General features: G+C 41.9%; 13 protein-coding genes. 10 read left to right on the top strand and 3 right to left on the bottom strand.

Going from position 1 to position 22,277, the window contains the following annotated elements:
* The first annotated feature begins 260 nt into the window (after positions 1 to 260).
* The 7 genes from DMI82_RS11545 (at position 261) to DMI82_RS11520 (ending at position 13,270) form a co-directional block, all read left to right on the top strand.
* The gene (locus DMI82_RS11545) at positions 261 to 1,553 is read left to right on the top strand and encodes a DUF7601 domain-containing protein (RefSeq protein ID WP_110103374.1); all 1,293 of its coding nucleotides are present in this window, start codon (positions 261 to 263) and stop codon (positions 1,551 to 1,553) included.
* Between the two features lie 254 nt (positions 1,554 to 1,807).
* The gene (locus DMI82_RS19785; protein ID WP_158526455.1) at positions 1,808 to 1,975 is read left to right on the top strand and encodes a hypothetical protein; all 168 of its coding nucleotides are present in this window, start codon (positions 1,808 to 1,810) and stop codon (positions 1,973 to 1,975) included.
* Positions 1,976 to 2,074: 99 nt separating this feature from the next.
* Positions 2,075 to 2,644 carry a signal peptidase I gene (gene lepB, locus DMI82_RS11540; RefSeq protein ID WP_110103373.1) on the top strand — a complete coding sequence of 190 codons (570 nt, stop codon included), beginning with the start codon at positions 2,075 to 2,077 and terminating at the stop codon, positions 2,642 to 2,644.
* Positions 2,644 to 3,360, top strand: a complete 717-nt coding sequence (gene srtB / locus DMI82_RS11535; RefSeq protein WP_158526453.1) for a class B sortase — start codon at positions 2,644 to 2,646, stop codon at positions 3,358 to 3,360. The genes lepB and srtB overlap by 1 nt, the downstream gene beginning before the upstream one ends.
* Before the next feature lie 218 nt (positions 3,361 to 3,578).
* On the top strand, positions 3,579 to 4,247 hold the full coding sequence (locus DMI82_RS11530) for a Spy0128 family protein (protein WP_158526452.1): 669 nt from the start codon (positions 3,579 to 3,581) through the stop codon (positions 4,245 to 4,247).
* The gene (locus DMI82_RS11525) at positions 4,244 to 10,117 is read left to right on the top strand and encodes an MSCRAMM family protein (RefSeq protein ID WP_110103370.1); all 5,874 of its coding nucleotides are present in this window, start codon (positions 4,244 to 4,246) and stop codon (positions 10,115 to 10,117) included. The genes DMI82_RS11530 and DMI82_RS11525 overlap by 4 nt, the downstream gene beginning before the upstream one ends.
* A 48-nt stretch (positions 10,118 to 10,165) precedes the next feature.
* On the top strand, positions 10,166 to 13,270 hold the full coding sequence (locus tag DMI82_RS11520; protein WP_110103369.1) for a Cna B-type domain-containing protein: 3,105 nt from the start codon (positions 10,166 to 10,168) through the stop codon (positions 13,268 to 13,270).
* 94 nt (positions 13,271 to 13,364) lie between these two features.
* Here DMI82_RS11520 and DMI82_RS11515 read toward each other — a convergent pair whose 3' ends face one another.
* From DMI82_RS11515 to DMI82_RS11505, 3 genes are all read right to left on the bottom strand, one after another.
* Positions 13,365 to 15,500, bottom strand: a complete 2,136-nt coding sequence (locus DMI82_RS11515) for a BspA family leucine-rich repeat surface protein (RefSeq protein WP_110103368.1) — start codon at positions 15,498 to 15,500, stop codon at positions 13,365 to 13,367.
* A 17-nt stretch (positions 15,501 to 15,517) separates the two neighbouring features.
* On the bottom strand, positions 15,518 to 15,703 hold the full coding sequence (locus tag DMI82_RS11510) for a hypothetical protein (RefSeq protein WP_110103367.1): 186 nt from the start codon (positions 15,701 to 15,703) through the stop codon (positions 15,518 to 15,520).
* Positions 15,704 to 15,852: 149 nt separating this feature from the next.
* Positions 15,853 to 17,325, bottom strand: coding sequence for a hypothetical protein (locus tag DMI82_RS11505; protein WP_110103366.1), 1,473 nt, complete (start codon positions 17,323 to 17,325; stop codon positions 15,853 to 15,855).
* Positions 17,326 to 17,450: 125 nt separating this feature from the next.
* On the opposite strand from DMI82_RS11505, the gene DMI82_RS11500 reads away from it, so the two are divergent.
* From DMI82_RS11500 to DMI82_RS11490, 3 genes are all read left to right on the top strand, one after another.
* Complete coding sequence (locus tag DMI82_RS11500; RefSeq protein ID WP_110103365.1) at positions 17,451 to 18,038, top strand: hypothetical protein; 588 nt, start codon at positions 17,451 to 17,453, stop codon at positions 18,036 to 18,038.
* A 15-nt stretch (positions 18,039 to 18,053) separates the two neighbouring features.
* Positions 18,054 to 18,554, top strand: coding sequence for a hypothetical protein (locus DMI82_RS11495; RefSeq protein ID WP_110103364.1), 501 nt, complete (start codon positions 18,054 to 18,056; stop codon positions 18,552 to 18,554).
* A 167-nt stretch (positions 18,555 to 18,721) separates the two neighbouring features.
* On the top strand, positions 18,722 to 22,165 hold the full coding sequence (locus DMI82_RS11490; protein ID WP_110103363.1) for a preprotein translocase subunit SecA: 3,444 nt from the start codon (positions 18,722 to 18,724) through the stop codon (positions 22,163 to 22,165).
* Positions 22,166 to 22,277: the final 112 nt, after the last annotated feature.

Raw genomic sequence — 22,277 nt, 5'->3', positions numbered from 1 at the left:
GCGGGTCAAAGGCTCCGGTTTTAACTTCGCACGTGGGTCTGAATCCCCGTTCGAAGTCAAGTTACGAGTCCGGCTTTGCTGGCGAGTTATCAAAACCTAAAAGGAGAAAAGCACTCCGCAAAAAAAAAGACGGCAAAAAAAATAAAACCAAATCAGTCGTCAGTCGCCAGAGCGAAAGCGGTCCAGCTGGTGACATGTAATTTCATATGGAAAGGCCAAAGGCCCCAAAAATATAATAAAGAAAAAGGAGAGAAAAACATATGAATAAGAATAGAAAGATTAGACACATTTTACCAAAGGCAGGTATGACAGCACTTATGGCTGCTACCGCATTAGCAGGTATGGGAACTCCGGTTTTCGCTGCAGCAGGTACAAACTATGGTACAACAATTGAAGGAACAAAAACAACTACATTCGATAAATTCCTGGTTATGGACAGTCAGGCAAACGTACCGAATGCTACATTCTCTTATGCAGTAACAGCAGGTAATGCAAAAGCTTACAGTGTTGCAGACAAAAAATTCCAGGTTCTCGCTGGTGTTGATGCAGACAAAATCACAATGGCAGGCGTTGGTGAAGGCGCAGAAGCAAATAAAATCGTGTTCAAGCAGGGCGATGGTTCCGATACACACGATACAACAAAAGATAAGTATGTAAAAGACCTTGCAGCTGGAAAGAAATATGCACTGAAAACTGCTACACTTGACTTTTCTAAAGTACAGTTTACAGAACCAGGCGTTTACCGTTATGTTATCACAGAGTCCGGTACAAACCAGGCTATCACAAATGACGCTGACCTTACAAGAGTCCTTGATGTGTATGTAAACGATGCTTCTACAGATACAGATGGCGCACTTACAAAGAAACTGACAATCGCAGGATATGTCCTTCATTCTAATGAGAACGACGAGCCAGATGTTGCAGCAGGTGCAGATTTCGGTTCCGCAGGTGCTTATGTAGCAACAAAATCCCAGGGCTTCACAAACAGCTATGATACATCTGACCTGACACTGAGAAAACAGGTTACTGGTAACCAGGCTTCCCGTGATAAGTACTTCGAGTTTACTCTGAACATTGACAAGGCTCAGCCAAATACAAAATACGATGTTGTTATTGATGACGCAGACGCTACATCTAAAGCAAATGCCGCTACAATTGATGCAAATGCTGGACAGGCTAACGTTACATCTATCACAACAGATGGTGCTGGTAAAGCAACACAGAAATTCTATCTGCAGCATGGCCAGCAGATTACAGTACAGGGTCTTGCAAAAGATACAACATACGCTGTAACAGAGAATACAGAAGATTACAAATCCACAGCAAACACAGCAGCCGCTCCGGTTGTAGATGTTAAAGCAGATACAATCTCCGCAGAAGTTAACGGAACAATTGCTTCCAAAGACCTTACAACTGGTTACCTGAATACACGTGATGGTGTTATCCCAACTGGTGTTATTATGGCTGTCGCTCCGTTTGCAGTCGTTACACTCCTTGGCGGTGCTGGCGTAGTTACTATGGTAATGAAGAAAAATAAGAAAGAGGAAGAATAATCTTTTCTGATTAAGTTTTTGATAGCGCCGCACGTCGCGCCAGTCTCAGCCGCAGGCGAGTTCTTACTCGCCGCGGCTTGGCGGTTGCCCCGTTCGCAGTTGTAACTATTCTTGGTGGTGCCGGCGTTGTAACTACGGCGCTTCCAAAGAAGCGTCGGGCACTGACGGATTTTCCGTCAGACGCTGGTAATGAAGAAAAACAAGAAAGAGGATGAGTAATCCGTTCTGATTGAGTTTTTCAGCGGCACCACTCGGTGCAACCGCCTCAGTCACACGCGAGTTTTGCCAGCGGTGACTTGGCTGTCGCTCCGTTCGCAGTCGTTACACTCCTTGGTGGTGCCGGTATTGTGACTACGGCGCTTCCAAAGAAGCGTCGGGCGCTGACGGATTTTCCGTCAGACGCTGGTAATGAAAAAGAATAAGAAAGAAGAGGACTAATCTTTTCTGATTAATTTTAACTTTACGGCTCCGGCGAGCCTTCGGCTCGCCTCCACAGCCGTACATAGCATTTAAGAAAGGCGGTGTCAAAAATTCCAAAAAAAGAACCCAAAAAAGACGAAAAAGTAACCCCGGAAAACGAAAAAAGCGAAGCTAAAAAAAAGAAGAAGCGGTTACATCCGTTAATAAAACTTCTTATAAAAATAGCAGTTCTTGGCGTGATTATCTTTTTAGTCCTTACATATGTTCTTGGATTTTATCGGATGACAGGAAATAATATGTTTCCTTTTGTAAAAGATGGGGATTTATGCATCGTCTATAAACTTGATGAGTATACAACTGGTGATGTCGTGGCGTATAAAAATAAAAACGGCAAAACCAAGATTGGAAGAATTGTTGCAGTCGGAGGTCAGGAGGTTAATTTCCCAAAAGATGGCGGATATACGGTTGATGGCTATCAGCCGGCAGAAGAAATCACTTATCAGACATTTGGTGCTGATGGAGTGAAGTATCCGACTGAAGTTGGAAAGAATGAGTTCTTTGTTATGAACGATTTCCGTTCTGATACGGATGACAGCCGCCAAATTGGCAGCATTAAGGAATCCAAGATATGCGGAAAACTCTTATTCCTTATAAGAAGGAGAGGCTTCTGATGGTAAGAAAGATAATCCGGTTTATTGACAATATGATTGATAAGACTGTTTTTCTTGTTTGCCTGGTCTTGTTCCTGCTCGGGTCTTATGGACTTTACGACAGTTATATGGTATATCAGCAGGCGACAGACGACAGTATCTTGAAGTATAAGCCGGGATATGAGACCGATGACGCAACAAATAAAAAAATAAAAGAAAATATGGTGGCCTGGCTGACCGTTGATAACACAAATATTGATTATCCGGTCATGCAGGGTAAAGATAACAATGAATATCTAAACAAAGACCCGTTCGGTGATTACTCTTTATCAGGAAGTATCTTCCTTGACAGTAGAAATAACCCGGATTTTGATGATTATTATTCGTTGGTGTATGGACACCATATGGAACAGGATATGATGTTCGGAGCACTTGATGATTATCTTAAAGAAGGCTATCTTGATTCACACAGCAGCGGAACCCTCACGGTTGGTGAGAAAAAATATAAACTTCGTTTTTTCGCAGTGCTCGAATGTGAGGCAACGGAACCTGCAATATTTGCCCCAACAGAAAATGATGATGAAACTTTGGACTATATCAAGCAGCATGCGCTATTTCTGGACGATGACGCAACACCTGCCAAAGATGAAAAAATCCTTGGTCTGTCAACTTGCAAATATCCTGACACCGTTGAAAGAACTCTGATTTTTGGTGCAATGTCGCCAGTTAAAGATTAGCATAGGATGGGAGAGAGCCATGCTGGAAGCAGCAAGATGTCTCAGAGTCAACGGAGAACGGGGAATTCCTGTTCGGAACATGCTTCATGCTGGTTGTATTTATTCTGGTACCGAGCCGATACGGCGAGTTATTAAAATTTGGAGCCATATATATGGCAGGCGTCCTGATTCCACAATTAAATATGGAACAGGACGCTTTTTTTAAAGGAGGAGAAGAGATGGTAAAAAATGCTTTACCGTTAATTTTGACGTCTATCTGCTTAACGGCAACACCGGTTTGTGCGGCAGAAAAAGTAAATGCAGTTCTTCCAGTAACATGTACTGCAAGAGAAAGCACGGAAAAATTCGCGGTTTTGATTGAAGGAGATAGTGTTTATAAGGCGTCTCCTTCTATTGTCTATTTATCGGATGGAGACAATAAGAGCTTTACTGTATCAATAGACATGCCGGGTGATTATAAATATAAAATTTATCAAAAAAAAGGAAACAACAAAAATACCGATTATGATAAGACGATATATCAGGCAGAAGTTTTCGTTACAGAAGATGATGATGGAAAACTGAACGCCGATACCGTAGTCTTCTCAAACGGAAGCAGCGAAAAGTCTGCGGCATGTAGTTTTGTAAATAAGGTAAAAAGCCCTACGCCGGCACAGGATACTGAAACACAAAATAAGACTACAGGAAAAAATAATACTACAGGAAAAAGTGCAGCAGGAAATCCTGGGTCATCAGGAAACGTTGGCGCAGTGTCTAAAAGCACATCATCTGCCGCAGAAAAAGTCAGAACAGGCGTAGACACGTTTGAATGTCTGTATGCCGGAATTGGATTAGCCGGAATGATTACTGCAATATTGGCGTTACGAAAAAGGAGGAAGACAAAATGAAAAGACGGAAAGTAGTTGCGATGCTGCTTGCTGGAACGCTTACGTTGTCTCAGCCGCTTGCAGTGTTCGCTTCTGAGGACTTTATCTCGGATATCACATCGGAACAAAGCGGTATGGATACTGAGCCAGATGCAATAGCAGAAGATACAGGGTCTTCAGACGATGCGCAGGGAGAGGGGCTGCCTATGGACAATTCGGTGAACTCAGCACAAGGGTTAATAAATAATGATGAGACTGGAACTGCTGATATCCCGCAAAATGCAGATGTCTCTTGTGATTTCGACGATGGCGCCGGCAATAGCACTACAGATGACACAAATGAGGGTATTGTTGAAGAAGCCAGTGGAGCGGTCGACCAGACAGTCATAAAAAATCCCTCGTGCCAGGTTGCCTTATCAAATGGCAGTCTGATTGATATGGAGGTGTCGAATGACGCAGGCGAAATCCAGTCAGAGTATAGACTGGACGTTCGAGAAGTACTTGGCGACCAGAAGAAAAATGAAGAAGATGCGCTCAATAGCACGTATAATGATAATAAAAAAGGTTCATCCGCCATGTTTGACTTAAAAGTCAAAGATGGGCAGGATAATGACGTATTGCTCTCCAGCCCGAGTTTGATAACTTTATCGTCAACAGACTTTTCGTTTTTAGATAATTCTGTATTGTATCATAAAAAAAACGATGGTACATGGGAACAACTCGAGTACACACAGTTTCATGATGAAGAGAAAAATATAAAGCACATCACTTTTACAGTAAATGATGCGTATGGAACATTTGTTTTTGCAAAAGAGGCAGAAACCAGCGAGAATAACAAAAAAGAAGTTCACGAAACTGGGCCAGAATCTACGGAGACCACAGATACCGCGGACACGGATAATATAACTACCGATGAGCCAGCATCAACACCAGAAAAGTCAGACAGCAATAAAGACTTGAGTGTTGTGGAACAAATAAACAATTTCTCATGGAAAGGCGGAATCGGAGGTCAGGATTTATCCATCAACGTTACTTCTGAGACAGCATATCCAGAGACAGACACGCTGCAAGTGACAGAGGGCTCTGAGGACAAAATCAAGGCAGGGACAGATGTAATTGCAAAAGCAGTTGGAAAGAACGTATCGGTTGATTTGGCAACGAACATCAATATCTGCAAAACTGATGGAGAGGCAGAATTAGGTAATGGGGTTTACCATGTTGATTTTGATGGAGTGGCAATCACAGAGGACACGCTGCTTTATCATGAATTGAAGGATAATCAATGGGAAAAAGTACCTTACGAAAAAACAAGTTCAGGTATTGAGTTTAGCTTATCCGATGGGTTTGGGGATTTTATATTCCTGAAAACAGAAAAAGACGAAGCAAAAGAGGATAAAAAGGATAACTCAGATGAGAGCAGCAAAACGTATTCATATGAAGATGATGACGTTGCAATCACAGCTACCGCAAATAGCGATGCTGGGTTGCCGGATGGAGCAGAACTTTATGCGGAGAAACTGCAAAAAGGCACAGACGCTTACAACACAGCGATGAGCGAAGTTGAGAAATCTGTAAAGATAGGAAACAACCAAAAACTGTTTTATATCCCTTACGATGTATATTTTATCAATAATGGAGAAAAAATAGAACCAGAAAAAGGGAAAGTAAAAGTAAAAATGGCTTTCAAAGATGCATTGTTTGGCACATCTCCGAAACCGGATGAGACATTTGTTGCCCATATCAAGGATGACGGAACAGTTGAACAGATTACTAATAGTTCAAAAGAAAAAGACACTGTGGTATTTGGCGTTGACTCATTCAGCATTATGGGACCGGCGATTGTAACAGAAGCAAATAACACCGGAAGCGAAGGAAAAGATAGCGTCACGCCTGTTATAATCGATAAATTTAATGCTTCTTTTGTGAGTGGAGCAACTCTGACAGATGGCAAATATGTATGGAGCCCATCCGACTCAGCTTCAGGACATATGTTTGTTTACAGAATTGATTATACGATGTCAGGAACATTTTCAACAGACAAGGGCGCTTTTAAGATTGAAGTACCTCTTCATATATTAAAAGACCGCGATGGAAACTGGGCGGACACTTTTGATTGTCCATATAGCCTTGAGTCAGAATTAAGCTCAGACGACAACCCTGATTTTGTTTACTCTGTTGATGAAGAAAACAACAAAGCGATTATCTATAACTACAAGCCATACCCGACAGGAGAGGCTGGATATATAGAAGTATCATATTCAACATCTAAAAACACTATGAATTACGTAGATATGGGTGGCTCGACAGAAGTACATGCAAAAGTATATGCAACAAACGATGCTTCAACTGTAACAGCAGAGGCTGATGCTGTTCCCGTATATATCGACACTCATGCAACTATTTCTTATACGCAGAAAAAAGCACCAACACTGTATTCAAAATGGAATGATTCCTGGGGAGAGAAACCAGAAGGCGCAGATAATTATTTGTATCTGGTTTGGCCAATCCGAACTTATATAAATAAAAATACTTCTATGTATAATTTTTATCTTGACGATACGTTTTCGTCTTTAGAGGGAAGCGTTGTCGGATACAGGTTTGCAGGACAGGACAAATACACGGAAACAAACCATGTAGACAATGTCTCATCTTATGGGGATAGATATGATTATGTATTAACAAGGCACAGTAAGTCACTTGCTGAAGAGAAAGTACAATCAGACTTAAGATATGAAGTACATAATGATGTGGTTGCAACGGTTGACCCGATTGACCAGGTAGATGAGGATACGATAGCCCGTTCTTCATTAGACTGGTGGTATGAGGCACCTAAATATGAGGCTCCAACCGGTCATTTCTGGGCAGAGAAAGAAGGTATTTATGGAAAAAGAAATGTGGTCAGAAGTTCAGAAGACGTGTCAGATTATACTTTGGCAGAGTTTTGCGCCGGAGATGAGGATACGATTGATAATCTCAAGTATCATACATATGGAAATGCATATCCGTATCCATGGACGTTGGCAGATGGTGCGACTGGAACTGTGGATGATGCAACAAATGGCTTGTATGGCACGAAAAAAGTGAATTACAAGTTCACCGATGATACGTTTTATTTGGAAGGGACCAGGCTTAACAATGAAGACTATGAACTGACGAATATTGAATGGACGCCAACAGTGAATGATGCGACATTTAATCCGAATTCCTATACGTTCGTAGAGACACCTATTACCAATTATAGTGATGAAGATAATATCACAATATGGGTTAGATGGAGTGACGATAGCTGGAAACAGGCTGCGACATATGACCTTCAAAGAAAAGATTACGAAAATGTTGATGATACACTCATTAAATCGGCAGCGGGCGAAAATGTTGCATTTACAAAAGGAGTCAAGGGTGTGCGTTTTACAGCATCTAATGCCTATTATCATACAAAGTTCGAGTTATATCCAATTGTATCATTAAATAGAACAGATAATGTTTTAGCTATTATCGGAACAGATAAAAGTAAAGTAAGGTTAAGGAATGAAGCAAATTTTGTTGTAACACAAAATAAAGACATCCTTTTTGAAAGGGCTGTTGATGGTACAGACTATATCCAGAAAGTAAAGAGAGAGTCTGAAATAAAGAAGGATATAATCCAAACAAAGAATGTAAAGAGAAAATCAAGCTTCGACATCACATGGAGAGTTGATTTCGGTGAAAAATACGTTGATAACAATGGTATTCACTATATTCTGCAGGAGAGCGGCAAGTTTTACGATTTACTGCCGGCCGGAAGTATCTTAGATACATCAAGTATTACGGTGAATGCGTCAGGTGAAGAACTCGGCATTGGAGAGTATACATACGAAACAATAGATAATTTTAAGAATTCAGGAAGGACGATGCTTATTGTGTCAATCAATAATGAAACGAATAGCAGGTATATCATGACATACAAAACGTCACATACATATGACTCTATTAATGATTATGGCAAAAATGTTCTGAATTCAGTAGCTTATGAATCAGGCAACGAAAAGATAGGAGAGGGTCTTCCTGATAATGGCGGAGAAATCACAGACAAGTCATATATGACTGACCTTGATGAAGCAACCGACGCGAATAAGTTTAAATATGCAGAAGCACGTTACAATATCAATATTTTGTTTGCTGCTTCTACGGGACTTAAGAAGCAGATAAAGAATTCTACATCAACACAATATTCATACGATACAACAGTGCATCTTAATGAAGACTACAGTTATCAGGTACGGCTGGTAAATGATGCCTCAACCAAGTCAAAAGATGTTATATTTTTTGATTCATTGGAAAACTTTTATCAGAAAGCCGAAGAAACCTCACCAACAAAAGCATCTGACTGGAAAGGAACCCTTACCGGTATAAATGTTAACAACCTGTTGTTTAAGAATATATCACCCGCTGTTTATCTTTCAAAGATAGATAGCATGAATATTCAAAATCATCACGACCTGTCAGAAACAGTTGATAGTGGTGCGGTATGGATTCCGTATGATGAGTTCATCCAGAAATACGGGATTGATAAAGCTACAGCTATCGCAATTGACGCAAGTAAATGTGTAGACGGCAGCGATTATGTCATGAATGAAAAAGAATCTATTTCTTTTGATATTTATATGAAAGCGCCAGGAGAAGACAAAAGTGGAAAGACTGACCCGATTGCATACAACAACATATATGTAGAAAGAACTGCCATGGTTGTTAGTGATAATGGTAGTACAGAAGAACTGCCTCAGTTTTATCATCAGGATTATACAAAAGCACATTATAGGGTATCTGGTGATTTAAAACTAAAAAAAGTTGACGAAACAGACATGAAAACGCCAATCAGTGGTATTACATATAGACTAGCAGGGACATCTGATTATGGTACTGATTATAACGAGGAAAGAGTGTCAGACAAGAATGGAGGCATGGAATTTTTAACAATAGAAAAAGGAACCTATCTGCTTCAGGAAATAAATTGTTCGGACGACTGGCAGCTCAACACAGAATCATACACAGTGACTATCAATGAAAAAGGAAAAGCGATAATTACAAACCTGACAAAGGCTGACGATAGTTATATCGTATCTGATAAGCCAAGAATCCACGCGAATCTGCTGTTTATAAAACGTAACAGTGTGACAAGCGGCAGCGTCAAAAATGCAAAGTTCAGGCTCTCAGGAACGTCCGATTACGGGAATGATTATCTGCTGTATGAAACGTCTGGGGATATTGGCCGTGTATATTTCGAGAATATTGAACTTGGAACATACGAACTTGCAGAAGTAGAAGCCCCGGATGGGTATATACAAAAGAAAGAGCCATGGAAGGTTAAAGTAGATGAAAGGGGTGTTGCTGTTATCTATGACGGCGAAAAAGAGGAAGAAAAAGATGCAAATGGATATTACGTTTTAAAAAACGAACCATACCATAGCATAAGGTTCTTAAAGAGCAGTACTTATGGAGATAATATTTATCTTGAGGGTGCAGAGTTTAGTTTGACAGGCATTTCTGACTATGGTACAAGCGTTGATAAAACTGCTGTTTCAGGAAAGGCAGAGGACGGAGGCCTTGTTGTGTTCGATAGGCTGGAACCTGGGACATATATCTTAAGAGAGGCAAAGGCCCCAGAGGACCATGACCTGGATGAAAAGCCATACACAGTAGTTGTCAAAAAAGATGGAACATTTACGATTGACGGACTGAAAAAAGTAAGATTTGGTTCTGGTACTAAGACTATTTCTGAAAGCATTGCAGAGAACACGGCAGAGCTTGAAGAAAAGAGCCTTACGGAAAATGTCAAAATCACAACAAAAAACGACACAAACATAATGGATGAATTGTCTAAAAACACAGACACAGAAAGTTCTAAATCATGATGCGGCGGGCAAATGCCCGCCTGCAGTAAAAGACAGGAGGAAAAATAAGTGAAAAAAGCATGTAAAAAAAATCCAGGTATACTGAAAGTGATTTTGTTTACCGCACTTTGCATATTGTGTCTGGCAAATACGAAGGTTTATGCTGCAGCAGAAAACAATGAGACGACAGATTCAGCACCAGCAGCAGGCGGTAATGTGGTTTATTCGACAGAAAACGGGACATGGGAAAAAGTAAATGACTCAACATTTACCATGGATAAAGATGGAGACGGAACAACAGACGTAACCCTTGTTAAGAATGGTGACGAATGGAAATACATATTTACTGTTGCCGATGACAAAGCCACGTACTACGGTTGGGAAGAAAATGTGCCAGCCGGTTATGAGGTTATTGGAAGCGGAACCAGAGCAAAACCTGCTGTTACTTCTACAACGAAGTATTCTCATACGCCGAATATCAGCGATGATGGCGTTAAAAATGGAAACTATGCGAATAATCTTAATCTGAACGATGTAATTAGCATTCCAGGTGCAGATAAATTGCATGTCACGCTTACATATGGCGGAGAAAGTGCAAGTTATGATTATGTATGCGCCTGGGAAGGAAGCCAGCCGACATATACAGCATCGAACAACAATGGTTCTGCGATATCAGTAAATGGCACAAAGAAGTTTGGCGGTGGCAGCGGTACGACGGTTGAGTTTGATGTGTCTGGCGATACTGTTACGTTTGGATATAGGTCCGACGGAAGCGGCTGCGGAAATGGATATGGATATTACGCAGTAGTGACTGGAAGTGGCGGTGGACTGACCATCACAAATAAATCAAAGACAAACCCGGCACCGGAAACCGGAACGATAGAACTGACAAAAAAAGTAAAAGGTAAAAGCGGAGCAGAAAAATATGCACATACACCAAATGTCAATGACGAGGGCGTACAGAGTGGAAACTACGCAAATAACCTTAACTTAAATGATGTGGTTTCCATCCCAGGCTCTACACAATTACATGTTGTGCTAAAATATGCAGGAGAAAGCGTAAGTTATGATTATGTCTGCGCATGGACAGGAAATCATCCTGAATATACAGCGAACGGTGATTATCGCTCTGCAATATCAGTAAACGGAACACAGAAATTTGGTGGCGGCAGCGGCACAACAGTTGAATTTGATGTGGAAGGTGACACGGTCACTTTTGGATACAAGTCTGATAGTAGTGGCTGCGGAAACGGATTTGGATACTATGCTGTTGTAACCGGAAATGCTAGTCTTGGAGACAAGCAGTATTTTAAATTTAATGTAAAACTTTCATCAGATAACGCTGATTTAACAAAACTGATTTCCGGAGAAAAAATGTACGGCGATACTGTGTTCAAAGACGGCGAAGGGCTTGTGTACCTCGGAGGAGGAGACAAGGCAGTTATTGATGGTATCCCTGCTGGGGTAAACTATACAATCACCGAGGAGCCGAACGAAGATTATAGTGTTTCATGGACAGGAACGGCAGGAAGCGGAAACGAAAACACATATTCCGGAGCTGTTGAGGCTAATGTGACACATGAAATCATGTGTACAAATACATATGCGAAATCAACAGGCGGTGGAAGTTCAACCGAACATCCGGCAGAATATGGAGTATTAAAACTGACGAAGCAATTTGTAAATATCACAGGAAGCAAAAATGCAACATTGCATATTGCTTTTTGGAGTCTTGATAAGAACCTTTCATATAAATATTCAGATGGAACGAGTGAAAAAGAATTTACGTCTGACGCTACCGGCATGGCTGATGTAACATTGTCTGTTACAGATAACCAGGAATTTACATTTTCCGATTTGCCGGCAGGATGCAAATACCAGATATCAGAAGAGGCTGGGGACTATATTTCGTCATATGACGTAAGTGGAGCAGCACAGATAGCACAGCAGCATGGAGAAAACTTTGATGTGAACAAGGCACTAACAACAGCGAAAGAGACTATCAATAAAAACGATGTTGCTGTTGTGGCGTTTACGAACACTGGAAAGGAAACCCCGAAAGACGAAGATAAACTGGTAAATGTTCATGTTGAAAAGACCTGGAATGATAACGATAACGCAGCAGGAATGAGACCGGACAGTATTACAGTGCAGCTGACACAGGATGGAGATGTTGTTGCAACAGCAACACTGGATGCTGACACAAAATGGCGGGCAGACTTCACAGACCTGGATAAGTACGCAGAAGACGGTACGACAGAATGCGATTACGAGGTTAATGAAATTGATGTGCCGGGTTATAAGTCTGAAATAAAGACTGTGAGAGAGGATAAGACAAAATCGTTCACTATTACCAATTCGATTGAAGACGTTGGAGACTTAAAAGTTACAAAAACAGTGAAGGGCGATGGCGCGGACCTGACACAGGATTTCAGATTTACCGTAGCACTGGAAAAGGACGGCAAGCCGCTGGCTGGAACGTTTAATCTTGATGGAAACAAAGGTACAAAGACAGGAACTGTTGCATTTGCTGAAGACGGTACGGCATCATTTACTTTAAAGCATGGTGAAAGCATATACATGAAAGACATACCGGCCGGTGTTAAGTGGACGGTGACAGAAATTGTACAGTCTGGCTACACAGAAGCAAATAACGGTAAATACTCGGGAAGTATAACCAAAGGAAAAGCAAGTACCGCGGACGTAGTCAATACATATAACCCAAGCCACAAAGTGACAGTCAAAAAGACAGTCAAAGGAAACCAGGGAGACAAGACAAAACAGTTTAAGTTCCAAATGTCCATAACAGGAAATGGCGTACCGGGGAATCTGGCCTACGCAAGGAACGGAAAGGCCGGAAGTGTAGCTGTTAAGAACGGAATTGCAGAGTTTACCTTAGGACACAAAGATGTGATTGTCTTTAAAGAAGTGCCTGAAGGCGTAGAATATGCAGTTACAGAACTTGATGGCGAAAGCAATGGATACACTGTTGAGAGCAAGAACGCAAGCGGAACGCTTAATAAAGATACTGAAATAAGTTTTGTAAACACTAAAGATGTTGGTGTACCAACGGCGGCTATGACAAATACGGGTGCAATCGCCGGTGTAGTTATGGCTGGAATGATTGGAATTATGGCTATCGTGGTTCTAAAAAGAAAAAAAAGTGAAAAATAAGGTGAAAAGATAAGACGAAAGGATGCTAAATAGAGGGGCCCTGCCGGAAACGGAAGGGCCCTAAAAATATATGAAAATAAAATAATAGAGATTGTTAAGATGAAACTTTCGTGTAGGTGTCGGCAACGTTGGAAGGGAAATTCGCTGTATTGTAGTTTCCGTTGAAAGTTCCACCGGCGGTGTTCTGCCATGTGCCGGAGAGATAATAACCCGTGCCAACAAATTTGAAGTTGGTGCCGGTGGTGAGGCTGGTGAGGGCGGTGCATTCACTGAACATATTCCGCATACTCGTCACCTTCTGCGTATTTAGCGGCGATAAATCCAGACTTGTCAGACCGGAACAGCAGGAAAACATACCATCTATGTACGTCACCTTCTGCGTATCCAGCGTCGTCAAATCCAGACTGGTCAGGCCAGAGCAGCGGCAGAACATGTAACCCATATTCGTTACAGTCTGTGTATCCAGTGGCGTTAAGTCCAGGCTTGTGAGGCCGGAGCAGTAGTTGAACATCCCACCCATATTTGTCACTTTCTGCGTATCCAGCGTCGTCAAATCCAGACTGGTCAGGCCAGAGCAGTTGTAGAACATGTTACTCATATCCGTCACCTTTGATGTATTCAGCGGAGTCAAATCCAAGCTTGTCAGACCGCGGCAGCCGCGAAACATCTCACTCATATTTGTAACGTTCTGCGTATCCAGCGGAGTCAAATCCAAGCTGGTCAGCCGCTCGCAGCCGCGGAACATATTACTCATACTCGTCACGTTCTGCGTATCCAGCGAGGATAAATTCAGACTAGTCAGGCCGGAGCAGCCGGAGAACATGGAATATATACTCGTCACATTCTGCGTATCCAATGGCGATAAATCCAGGCTGGTCAGGCCGTAACAGCGGTAGAACATGGAATACATATACGTCACGTTTTTCGTATCCAGCGGCGTCAAATCCAGGCTAGTCAGGCCACGGCAGCCAGAGAACATTTCGCCCATATCCGTCACGTTCTGTGTATCCAGCGGAGATAAATCCAGGCTAGTCAGACCAGAACAGCCGGCGAACATATCTTCCATATTCGCCACCTTCTGAGTATCCAGCGGAGTTAAATCCAGACTTGTTAGACCAAAGCAGTCGTAGAACATGTAACTCATATCTGTAACGTTTGATGTATTTAAAGGTGCTAAATCTATATCTGTAAGTTCATAGCATTTTTCAAACATTCCATAGGCCCGCGAACCACCGCCAGAAGGTGCCACATAGGCATATGGGTCTTGTTTATTTATTTTCTCTAATTTTTCTGAAAAGGTTGGAAGCCTTAGTTTAGACAAATTTTCGCAATAGCAAAACATATTTATCGCAGAAGTTACTTTTTTTGCATCCATGCTTGAACAATCTATTTTTTTAAGTTTTATACATCCAGCAAACATATAGTCCATGTTTATTACGTTTGATGCATTCAAACTTGTAACATTTAAGTCAGATAAGTCAGCACAGCACTTAAACATGTTGTTCATATATATTACATTCTGCGTATCCAGCATCTTTAAATCGATTTTTTGAAGTTTACTTCTACTGTAAAACATATTTTCACTGTCTGTCGCTGCCTGCACTTTTACGCCCGGAATCTGCGTAGATACTTTCATAACCGTTCCGGTATCATCATCCAGCCATGCAACAACGCCGCTATCTCCGTCCGCATCAACATCAATGACTTCTTTCGTTTTTGGCTTTACTTCATCAGTAAAGATGACTTCGGTCACGGTATCCGGAATCGCAGCATTGAATCCGTTGTTGTTTTTTATTCCTGAACTATATCCTTTAATCTCAAACGTCATCTCTTTCGCCCACAAATCCAAGTCCCCGGCCAGTTCAACCTGTGGCACGCCGTCATCTGAAATCTCTACCCTGTTTTTACATGTCTTATCACTATACCACGCAACCCCGGTCCCTACCGCCTCTTTATAACTCCCCTCCACAATCTGCCCTGAAGAGTTGTAAACCACCATATTCTCGTCAGTCCCGTCGGCGAACTTCAGCCCGTTTCCGTGGAACGTGACGGTATATCCCTTCGTGCTCTTGCTCGGCTTTTTGGTGCTTAGATACATATCCGGGATTTCACGTTCCGCATTGGTCAGTCCGTCATCCCATTTCTTTGTGATGGTCACGGTCCCGGTTGTCTTGTTATCCTTGAAGTCGTAAAGTCCACTTTCGTCGTCGCTGTTCCCGCTAGTTTCCACATCACTCTCAGTGCTGTCTATTTTATCCTCAGTACTAGTACCCCCCCCGAAATATTCTGACTATTCTGATTACTCACATCTGCGGCATAAGCGTTAATCACCAGCCCATGCCCACTTCCAGGCAGCACCGCCGCGCCGGCCATCACCGCCGCTGCCAGTGCCATCCCAGCAGCCATCTTCTCAAACATACATCTGTTTCTCATTTTATTCCTCCTTTTGAATATTACGATTTAAAATCAATATGCAGAATAAGTGCGCAAAAACAACACAAAAAAAAGAAGCAAAAATAAATTCCGCTTCTTTTTTTTGAACATCGATATTGAGGTGCCGTGAGCACATTCAACGTTCTTCGTTAAATATTCGAATCATCCCAGTTATCACTGTCACTGTTAAATAAATCGTCAAAAATATTTCCGCTGCCGCTATTGATATCCGGCAAATCGGAAGGCAACGGCTCTTCGGGCTCCATGACAATTCCAAAGTCATCAGGCAGGTCAATATCCAGCTCTGCAGATTCTGTAAAATCTGGCTCTGAGAGCGGTTTCTCCTGTCCTGGATTTGCAACTGTATTATTGTTTTCCGTTTTTGCAGCAGATTGTGCTTCTGGATTTTGTGTATTCTTTTTTTGCTTCCTTCGGTCCTTTCTGGATTTTTTCTTTCCGTTTTTGTCAACGACAGTGGCGGTGGTAGTAACAGCGGCGGAACCCTTGACCTGTTCGTCTGTTTCTGATTGTTTTACCTCAGGCTGTTTTTCCTGTTGTGTCGGCTTTGAACCCTTTTCCTCTTTGTTTTGTGTAGATGTGTTTTTCTTATTGATTTTCGGGGTATCTGTTTTTGCCCGGCCGGGTGAAGCCGCGTCATTTTTTTCAGCTTTTTTGACGGATATTGATAACTCGCCTGCCTCGCAGGACTCGTTACCAGATTTCATCGATAGCTCGCCAGCGAAGCTGGACTCGTTGCCTGACTTCGAACGGGGATTCAGACCCGCGTTCTTCGTTGAAGTCTGAGGTTTAGGAGTCTTCTCTTTAGGCGCATTCTCCGCGTCGACAACGGCTTTTGTCTGACTAAGCGCAGTCGTTGTGGCTGCGGTTTTTCTTTCGGAAGCCTGATTATCTTTTTCTTTTTTTTCGGTTTTTTCTGGTTTCTTTATTTCTTTTAAAACGGGTTCGGGTCTGGGCTCTGTTATTGGAAGTTCCTTTTCGGCTTCTTCCTTATTCAATACAGGCGGTGCCTGCTCCTGGCTTTTTGGCTTTGCGTCGGCTGGGACTGAATTGCCCATATTTTCAGGCTCCGTGCTGATTTGAGAAGATGGTTCTTCTTTCTCCGCGTTTGGGTCTTCGTCCGGGCTCTCTAAGCCTTCTGACGTTTTAGGCTTTGATGTCTCCGGGTAATAGTATCTAGCCAGCTGCGCTAGGTCAATCGGGCCAAAATACTCTTTGACTGCATCCTCTGCAGTCTGCGGGAAGACTGGTCCGTCCTGTGTTGGGGAGTCTGGTTCACTTTCTGGGTTGTCACCGCTATTTTCATCGCTGCGGTCTCTCGTAGTGTCTGACTCGCCGAGGTTGACAGCAGCAAATAGTTCGGCTGACGTTTTGTTCAGTTCTTCCTCTTTCTTAGCCAGTTCTTTTTCCAGGTTTTTTATTTTTGAATCCATGTTCTTCATTCTGTCTTCACGGATAAAAAAGTCGTGTACGTTTCGCTTTACCGTGTTTTTCAAAACTGAGAACATGGATGACGGTTTTGATGCTTGTTTTAGTTCTTTTTTTAGTTTTTGTATCTCTTCATTTTGTTTTTTGAGCAGTTCATCTTTATTTTCTGGCATCATGTGTCACCTTCTTTCTGGTTTTTTCTCTTTATGTTTAATATGCAAAACGGGCGGATTTTTTGACATAAAAAGGTTTTGGCATATTAAAAATGAAATTATCTTTACAAAGAAAGGTGGAAAAATATATGGGAACAATTGATAAAAAAGAAGCACATAAGGTTTTTGGCGAGGTCTGGAAGATGTTCAATACAGTCAGAAAGAATGATACCGATGATGGATGGAAAGCGTGCATGGATGAAGCAAACAGGATTCATGCTGAATATCCATCTGAATTTTATAAAACGGTCGTCCTGGCTGTTGTCGCTGAAGCGGAGAAAGAGGCACGGCTCAATCCGTCTGACCGTCAGAAAGAATATAAGAATGCCGGAACGGTTTTTCAGGCTGCGTGGAAAATGTTTGAGACGTTTGCTAATGATATAGAGTCATTTAAGGTAAGCGGCATGAAAGCATTGAGCGATTTTAATGTAAAATTCAGCGGAAAATTTGCGGAGAAGATGGGAAGTGCTGTTTATGAAGCACTTTGCAGGGCAGCAAATGACAAAGGCTCGTTTATGACGGACGCTTTTTCGTTTTATCAGGAATTCCGGGGTGGAATTTCTGACAAGTCAAAAGCAGAGGCATATAAAAAAGCGGAAAACATCATCAACGTACATCCGGAACACATGCTGCAGATGATGAATCTGTATGCAGACCTTCGGGCGGCTGCACGATAGAAAGGAGTTTTTTTTATGAAATATGACAAGACTTTATATGGAGAGTCTGACCTTTTTGAGATGATTGATGCCTCAGAGGAAAGAAGCACAAACGGCGTTAATATCTCTGTGGCACTTGAATCAAAGGCAGTCAAGGAAGAGGAGATAAAAAAATCGGCAAAAGAGCTGGAACCGTTTAGTTCTGAAGAGTTGGAAGGATATACAATTCCCGGTAACGATTTATCCTGCATACAGATTGTCTGTGGCAGGATAGCGGAAATCACGGTAGAGAATGAACAGGCGGTAATCAATATTGAGGCCTGCGATGGGTCTGGCTCTGCACTAATACACGCAAAAAAAGAAGATGTGCTAGATAAGGCAAAGACCATACAGAAGGGCGACCCTGTCACGGCAGTGATTGACAGCGAAATGGAATGTGTCAATTTAAGATTCGGACCAATCTATGGTCAGGTATGTATCAGACTCAGGAAAAAGACGAACAAAAAAGTCGGCCTGAACTGCATCGTTTCTATGTAAAAAGTAAAAATTGCAAAAAGGAATCTGGCGAAAGTCAGGTTCTTTTTTTTGTGCAAAAAAGAAAAATAAAAAATTTCACTAAAAACGAAAAAACTTTTCAAATTCCGGCATATTGTATCTGACTTGGAAACGAACTTAAAAAATGCGAAAAGGAGATTTTAAAAAGAATGTCAGAAATTAAGAGATTAAGAAAAATGGCAGATAAAATATATGCAAAGATGGAAAACATGCAGCGTCTGACAGACAGTGAACTGAAAGGCAAAACAGACGAGTTTAAATTAAGGCTGAAAAACGGCGAAACCGTGGACCAGATTATGCCTGATGCGTATGCAGCAGTGGGAGAGGCGGCTTACCGAAGCATTGGTTTAAGACCGTACAAAGTGCAGATTATGGGTGCAATTGCGCTGAATGAGGGAAAGATTGCGGAACAAAAAACCGGTGAAGGAAAGGCAAATCCGCTTTATACACCAATTCCAACTCCAGATGGCTGGAAAACGGCAGGAGATATTAAAGTTGGAGATATGTTATTTGACAGACATGGAAAATCGACAAAGGTAACTGGTGTTTACCCTCAGGGCAAAAAACAGATTTATGAAGTGCATCTTGCGGATGGAAGAGTTGTGGAAGCGGCAGATGAACATTTATGGAGTGTATATCAGGCTGGAAGAAAAGGATTAAAGACTTTAAATACGGCAGATATGTACAATAAAGGACTACGAGAAGGAAAATCTTATAGATTCAGACTTCCGATGAATGATGCTGTAGAATACGCAAAGGCGGACCTTCCAGCTGCCCCATATGTACTTGGTGCATTTCTTGGAAATGGATGCAAAAGTGGGACTCATGCTTTAGAGATTTCAAGTGGAAATGAGTTTGTTCCAAATGAAATAGCAAAAAGCCTTGATGTTGATGTATTTAAAGCGCATAAAGATAATAATTCATGGATTTTTAGAAAACACGGAGATGACAATCACAGGCTTCATGGATATGATATCTGTCCTGAATTGGACGAGCTGTTAACACAGACAAAATGTGGTGATAAATATATTCCAGATATTTACAAAACCGCATCTATCGAGCAGCGTTGGGCTCTACTCCAGGGGTTATTTGACACAGATGGCTGCATTGAAGACAAAGACCGTTTTCACCTTACATACTCAACCACATCATCAAAACTTCGTGATGACATCTGTGAAGTGATTTATTCCCTTGGTATGTCCTGCTCCTGGTGGCTGTCAAGAAAGGCTGGCGTCAGAACTGCAAAATCAGACCAGTATACAATCAACGTTAATGTTGATAATGACATGAAGAAGAAATTCTTCCGTTATCCATTTAAACTGGAGCGCGCGCTGATGGCTGAGAAAGCAGGCAATAAACGAAAACACTACGACAGAATTGCCATCAAAGACATTGTAAAAAAAGAAGAGGAAACAGAGATGGTATGTTTTACTGTAGATAATGCAGAGCATCTGTTCCTGTGTGGAAATTATGTTGTAACACACAATACTCTCGTTGCTGCCCTTCCGGCATATCTCAATGCTCTTGAAGGTAAAGGGGTTCATGTTGTAACTGTTAACGATTACCTTGCAGAACGTGATGCGGAAGATATTGGAAGAATCCATCGCTTTATGGGCCTTACCGTCGGCTGCATCTTAAAGACGACATCACCGGAAGAAAAGAAAAAAGAATATGCAAAAGATATCACGTACATTACAAATACGGAACTTGGTTTTGACTATCTGAGAGACAACATGGCACAGCGGATGGAAGATAAGATGCAGCGGGGATTCCATTTCTGCATTATTGATGAGGTGGACTCTGTACTGATTGATGAGGCGAGGACTCCACTTATCGTTTCCGGAAACAGCGGCAAGTCTACAAAACTATATGTCGCATGTAATGAACTAGCGAAACAGCTGGAAAAAGGAGAAGTAACAGAATTATCAAAAGTGGACCTGATGGCAGGGGAGAGACCAGAAGAGACTGGTGATTATACGGTTGATGAAGAGCACCGAATCGTTACCCTCACGCTGCAGGGAATCAAGAAATGCGAAAAATACTTCGGAATTGACAACCTGGCAGACAGAGAATATACAGAGTTATACCATAACATCCTGGCAGCGCTGAAAGCGCATAACCTGATGAAAAAAGATAAGGATTATGTTGTTAAGAATGGCGAGGTTCTGATTGTAGATTCATTCACAGGACGTATCCAGCCGGGACGCCGTTATTCCGATGGCCTGCATCAGGCACTTGAGGCAAAAGAAGGGGTTGAAGTCAAAGAAGAAACTTCTACATATGCAACCGTTACATATCAGAATTTCTTTAACAAATACGATAAGAAATGCGGAATGACGGGAACAGCGTCTACTGAAAGGAAAGAATTTAAAGACATTTATCATATGTCTGTTGTAAAGATACCGACAAACAAGCCGGTACAGAGGGTTGATGAGTCCGACAAGATGTTCTTGACTAGACAGTCAAAATTTAAAGCGGTTGTTGACGAGATTAAGAAAACGCATGAGACCGGGCAGCCGATTCTGGTAGGTACATCAACTATTCAGGACTCTGAAATTCTTGATAAGATGCTGAAAGAAGAAGGCCTTCCACATACTGTACTGAACGCCAAGTTCCTAGAGAAAGAGGCCGAAATCATTGCAAAGGCTGGAACGAAAGGCTCAATCACCATTGCAACAAACATGGCCGGAAGAGGAACAGATATCAAACTTGATGATGATGCGAGAGCAGCCGGCGGCCTTAAGGTAATCGGCACACAGCGTCATGAGTCAAGAAGGATTGACAACCAGTTGAAAGGACGTTCCGGCAGACAGGGCGACCCTGGCGAATCTATCTTCTTCCTTTCTCTTGATGATGAGGTGCTCAGGCTTTACGGCTCAGAGCGTATGAAAAATATGTTAAGTCTGGCAGGTATGAAAAATGAAGAGAGCCTTGAAAATGGAACTGTAAATAAATTTGTCAAGAAAGCACAGACTGTGATTGAGGATAATAACTTCGGAGCAAGAAAGAATGTCCTGAAATTTGATAAGGTAAACAATGAGCAGCGTGAACTGATTTACGCAGAACGTGATGCTATCCTTGAAAAAGCAGATACCAGAAGTACGATGGTGACAATGATTGAAGATTCTATCAATATGGTCATTGATAAACACGCACCGGATAAGAAGGTGACAGATGCACAGTATCAGGAAATCCGTAAAGAAATTGAAGTTCTGGTCCATGGCATTAAAAGCCCGGAATATGAGCCAAATATGAAGAAGAAGAGGCTTTCTGAGCTTTATATCAACGCTGCAAAAGACAAATACGTTGACAGGGAAAGAGAGTGGCCGGACGTTAATGTATTCAGAGAATTTGAACGCCAGATTATTCTGAGATGTATTGACATCAAATGGATGCAGCATATCAATGACCTGGAAATCCTGCGCCAGAACATTGCCCTTGTGGGATATGGACAGAAGGACCCAGCGATTGTGTACAAACTGAAAGCATTTGACATGTTCAATAAGATGTCTGATGAGATTAAAACAGACTCCGTATACACACTGTTTTCTTCAAGACTGAAATCTTCAGCGGCAAATAACGGCGCGGCTTAAAAAAGAAGAAAAATACATAGAGGCCCGAGATAAGGATATCTCGGGCTATTTTTTCGCAAAGAATTTTGCATCTGGATTTGTTTTGCATATTTGTGTAGTATAGGAAACATAC

The organism is Blautia sp. BCRC 81119, assembly GCF_003184505.1.
Classification (GTDB): domain Bacteria; phylum Bacillota; class Clostridia; order Lachnospirales; family Lachnospiraceae; genus Blautia_A; species Blautia_A fusiformis.
The sequence above is the reverse complement of the archived record's forward strand: the minus strand, read 5'-3'. Positions and strand labels throughout refer to the sequence as shown.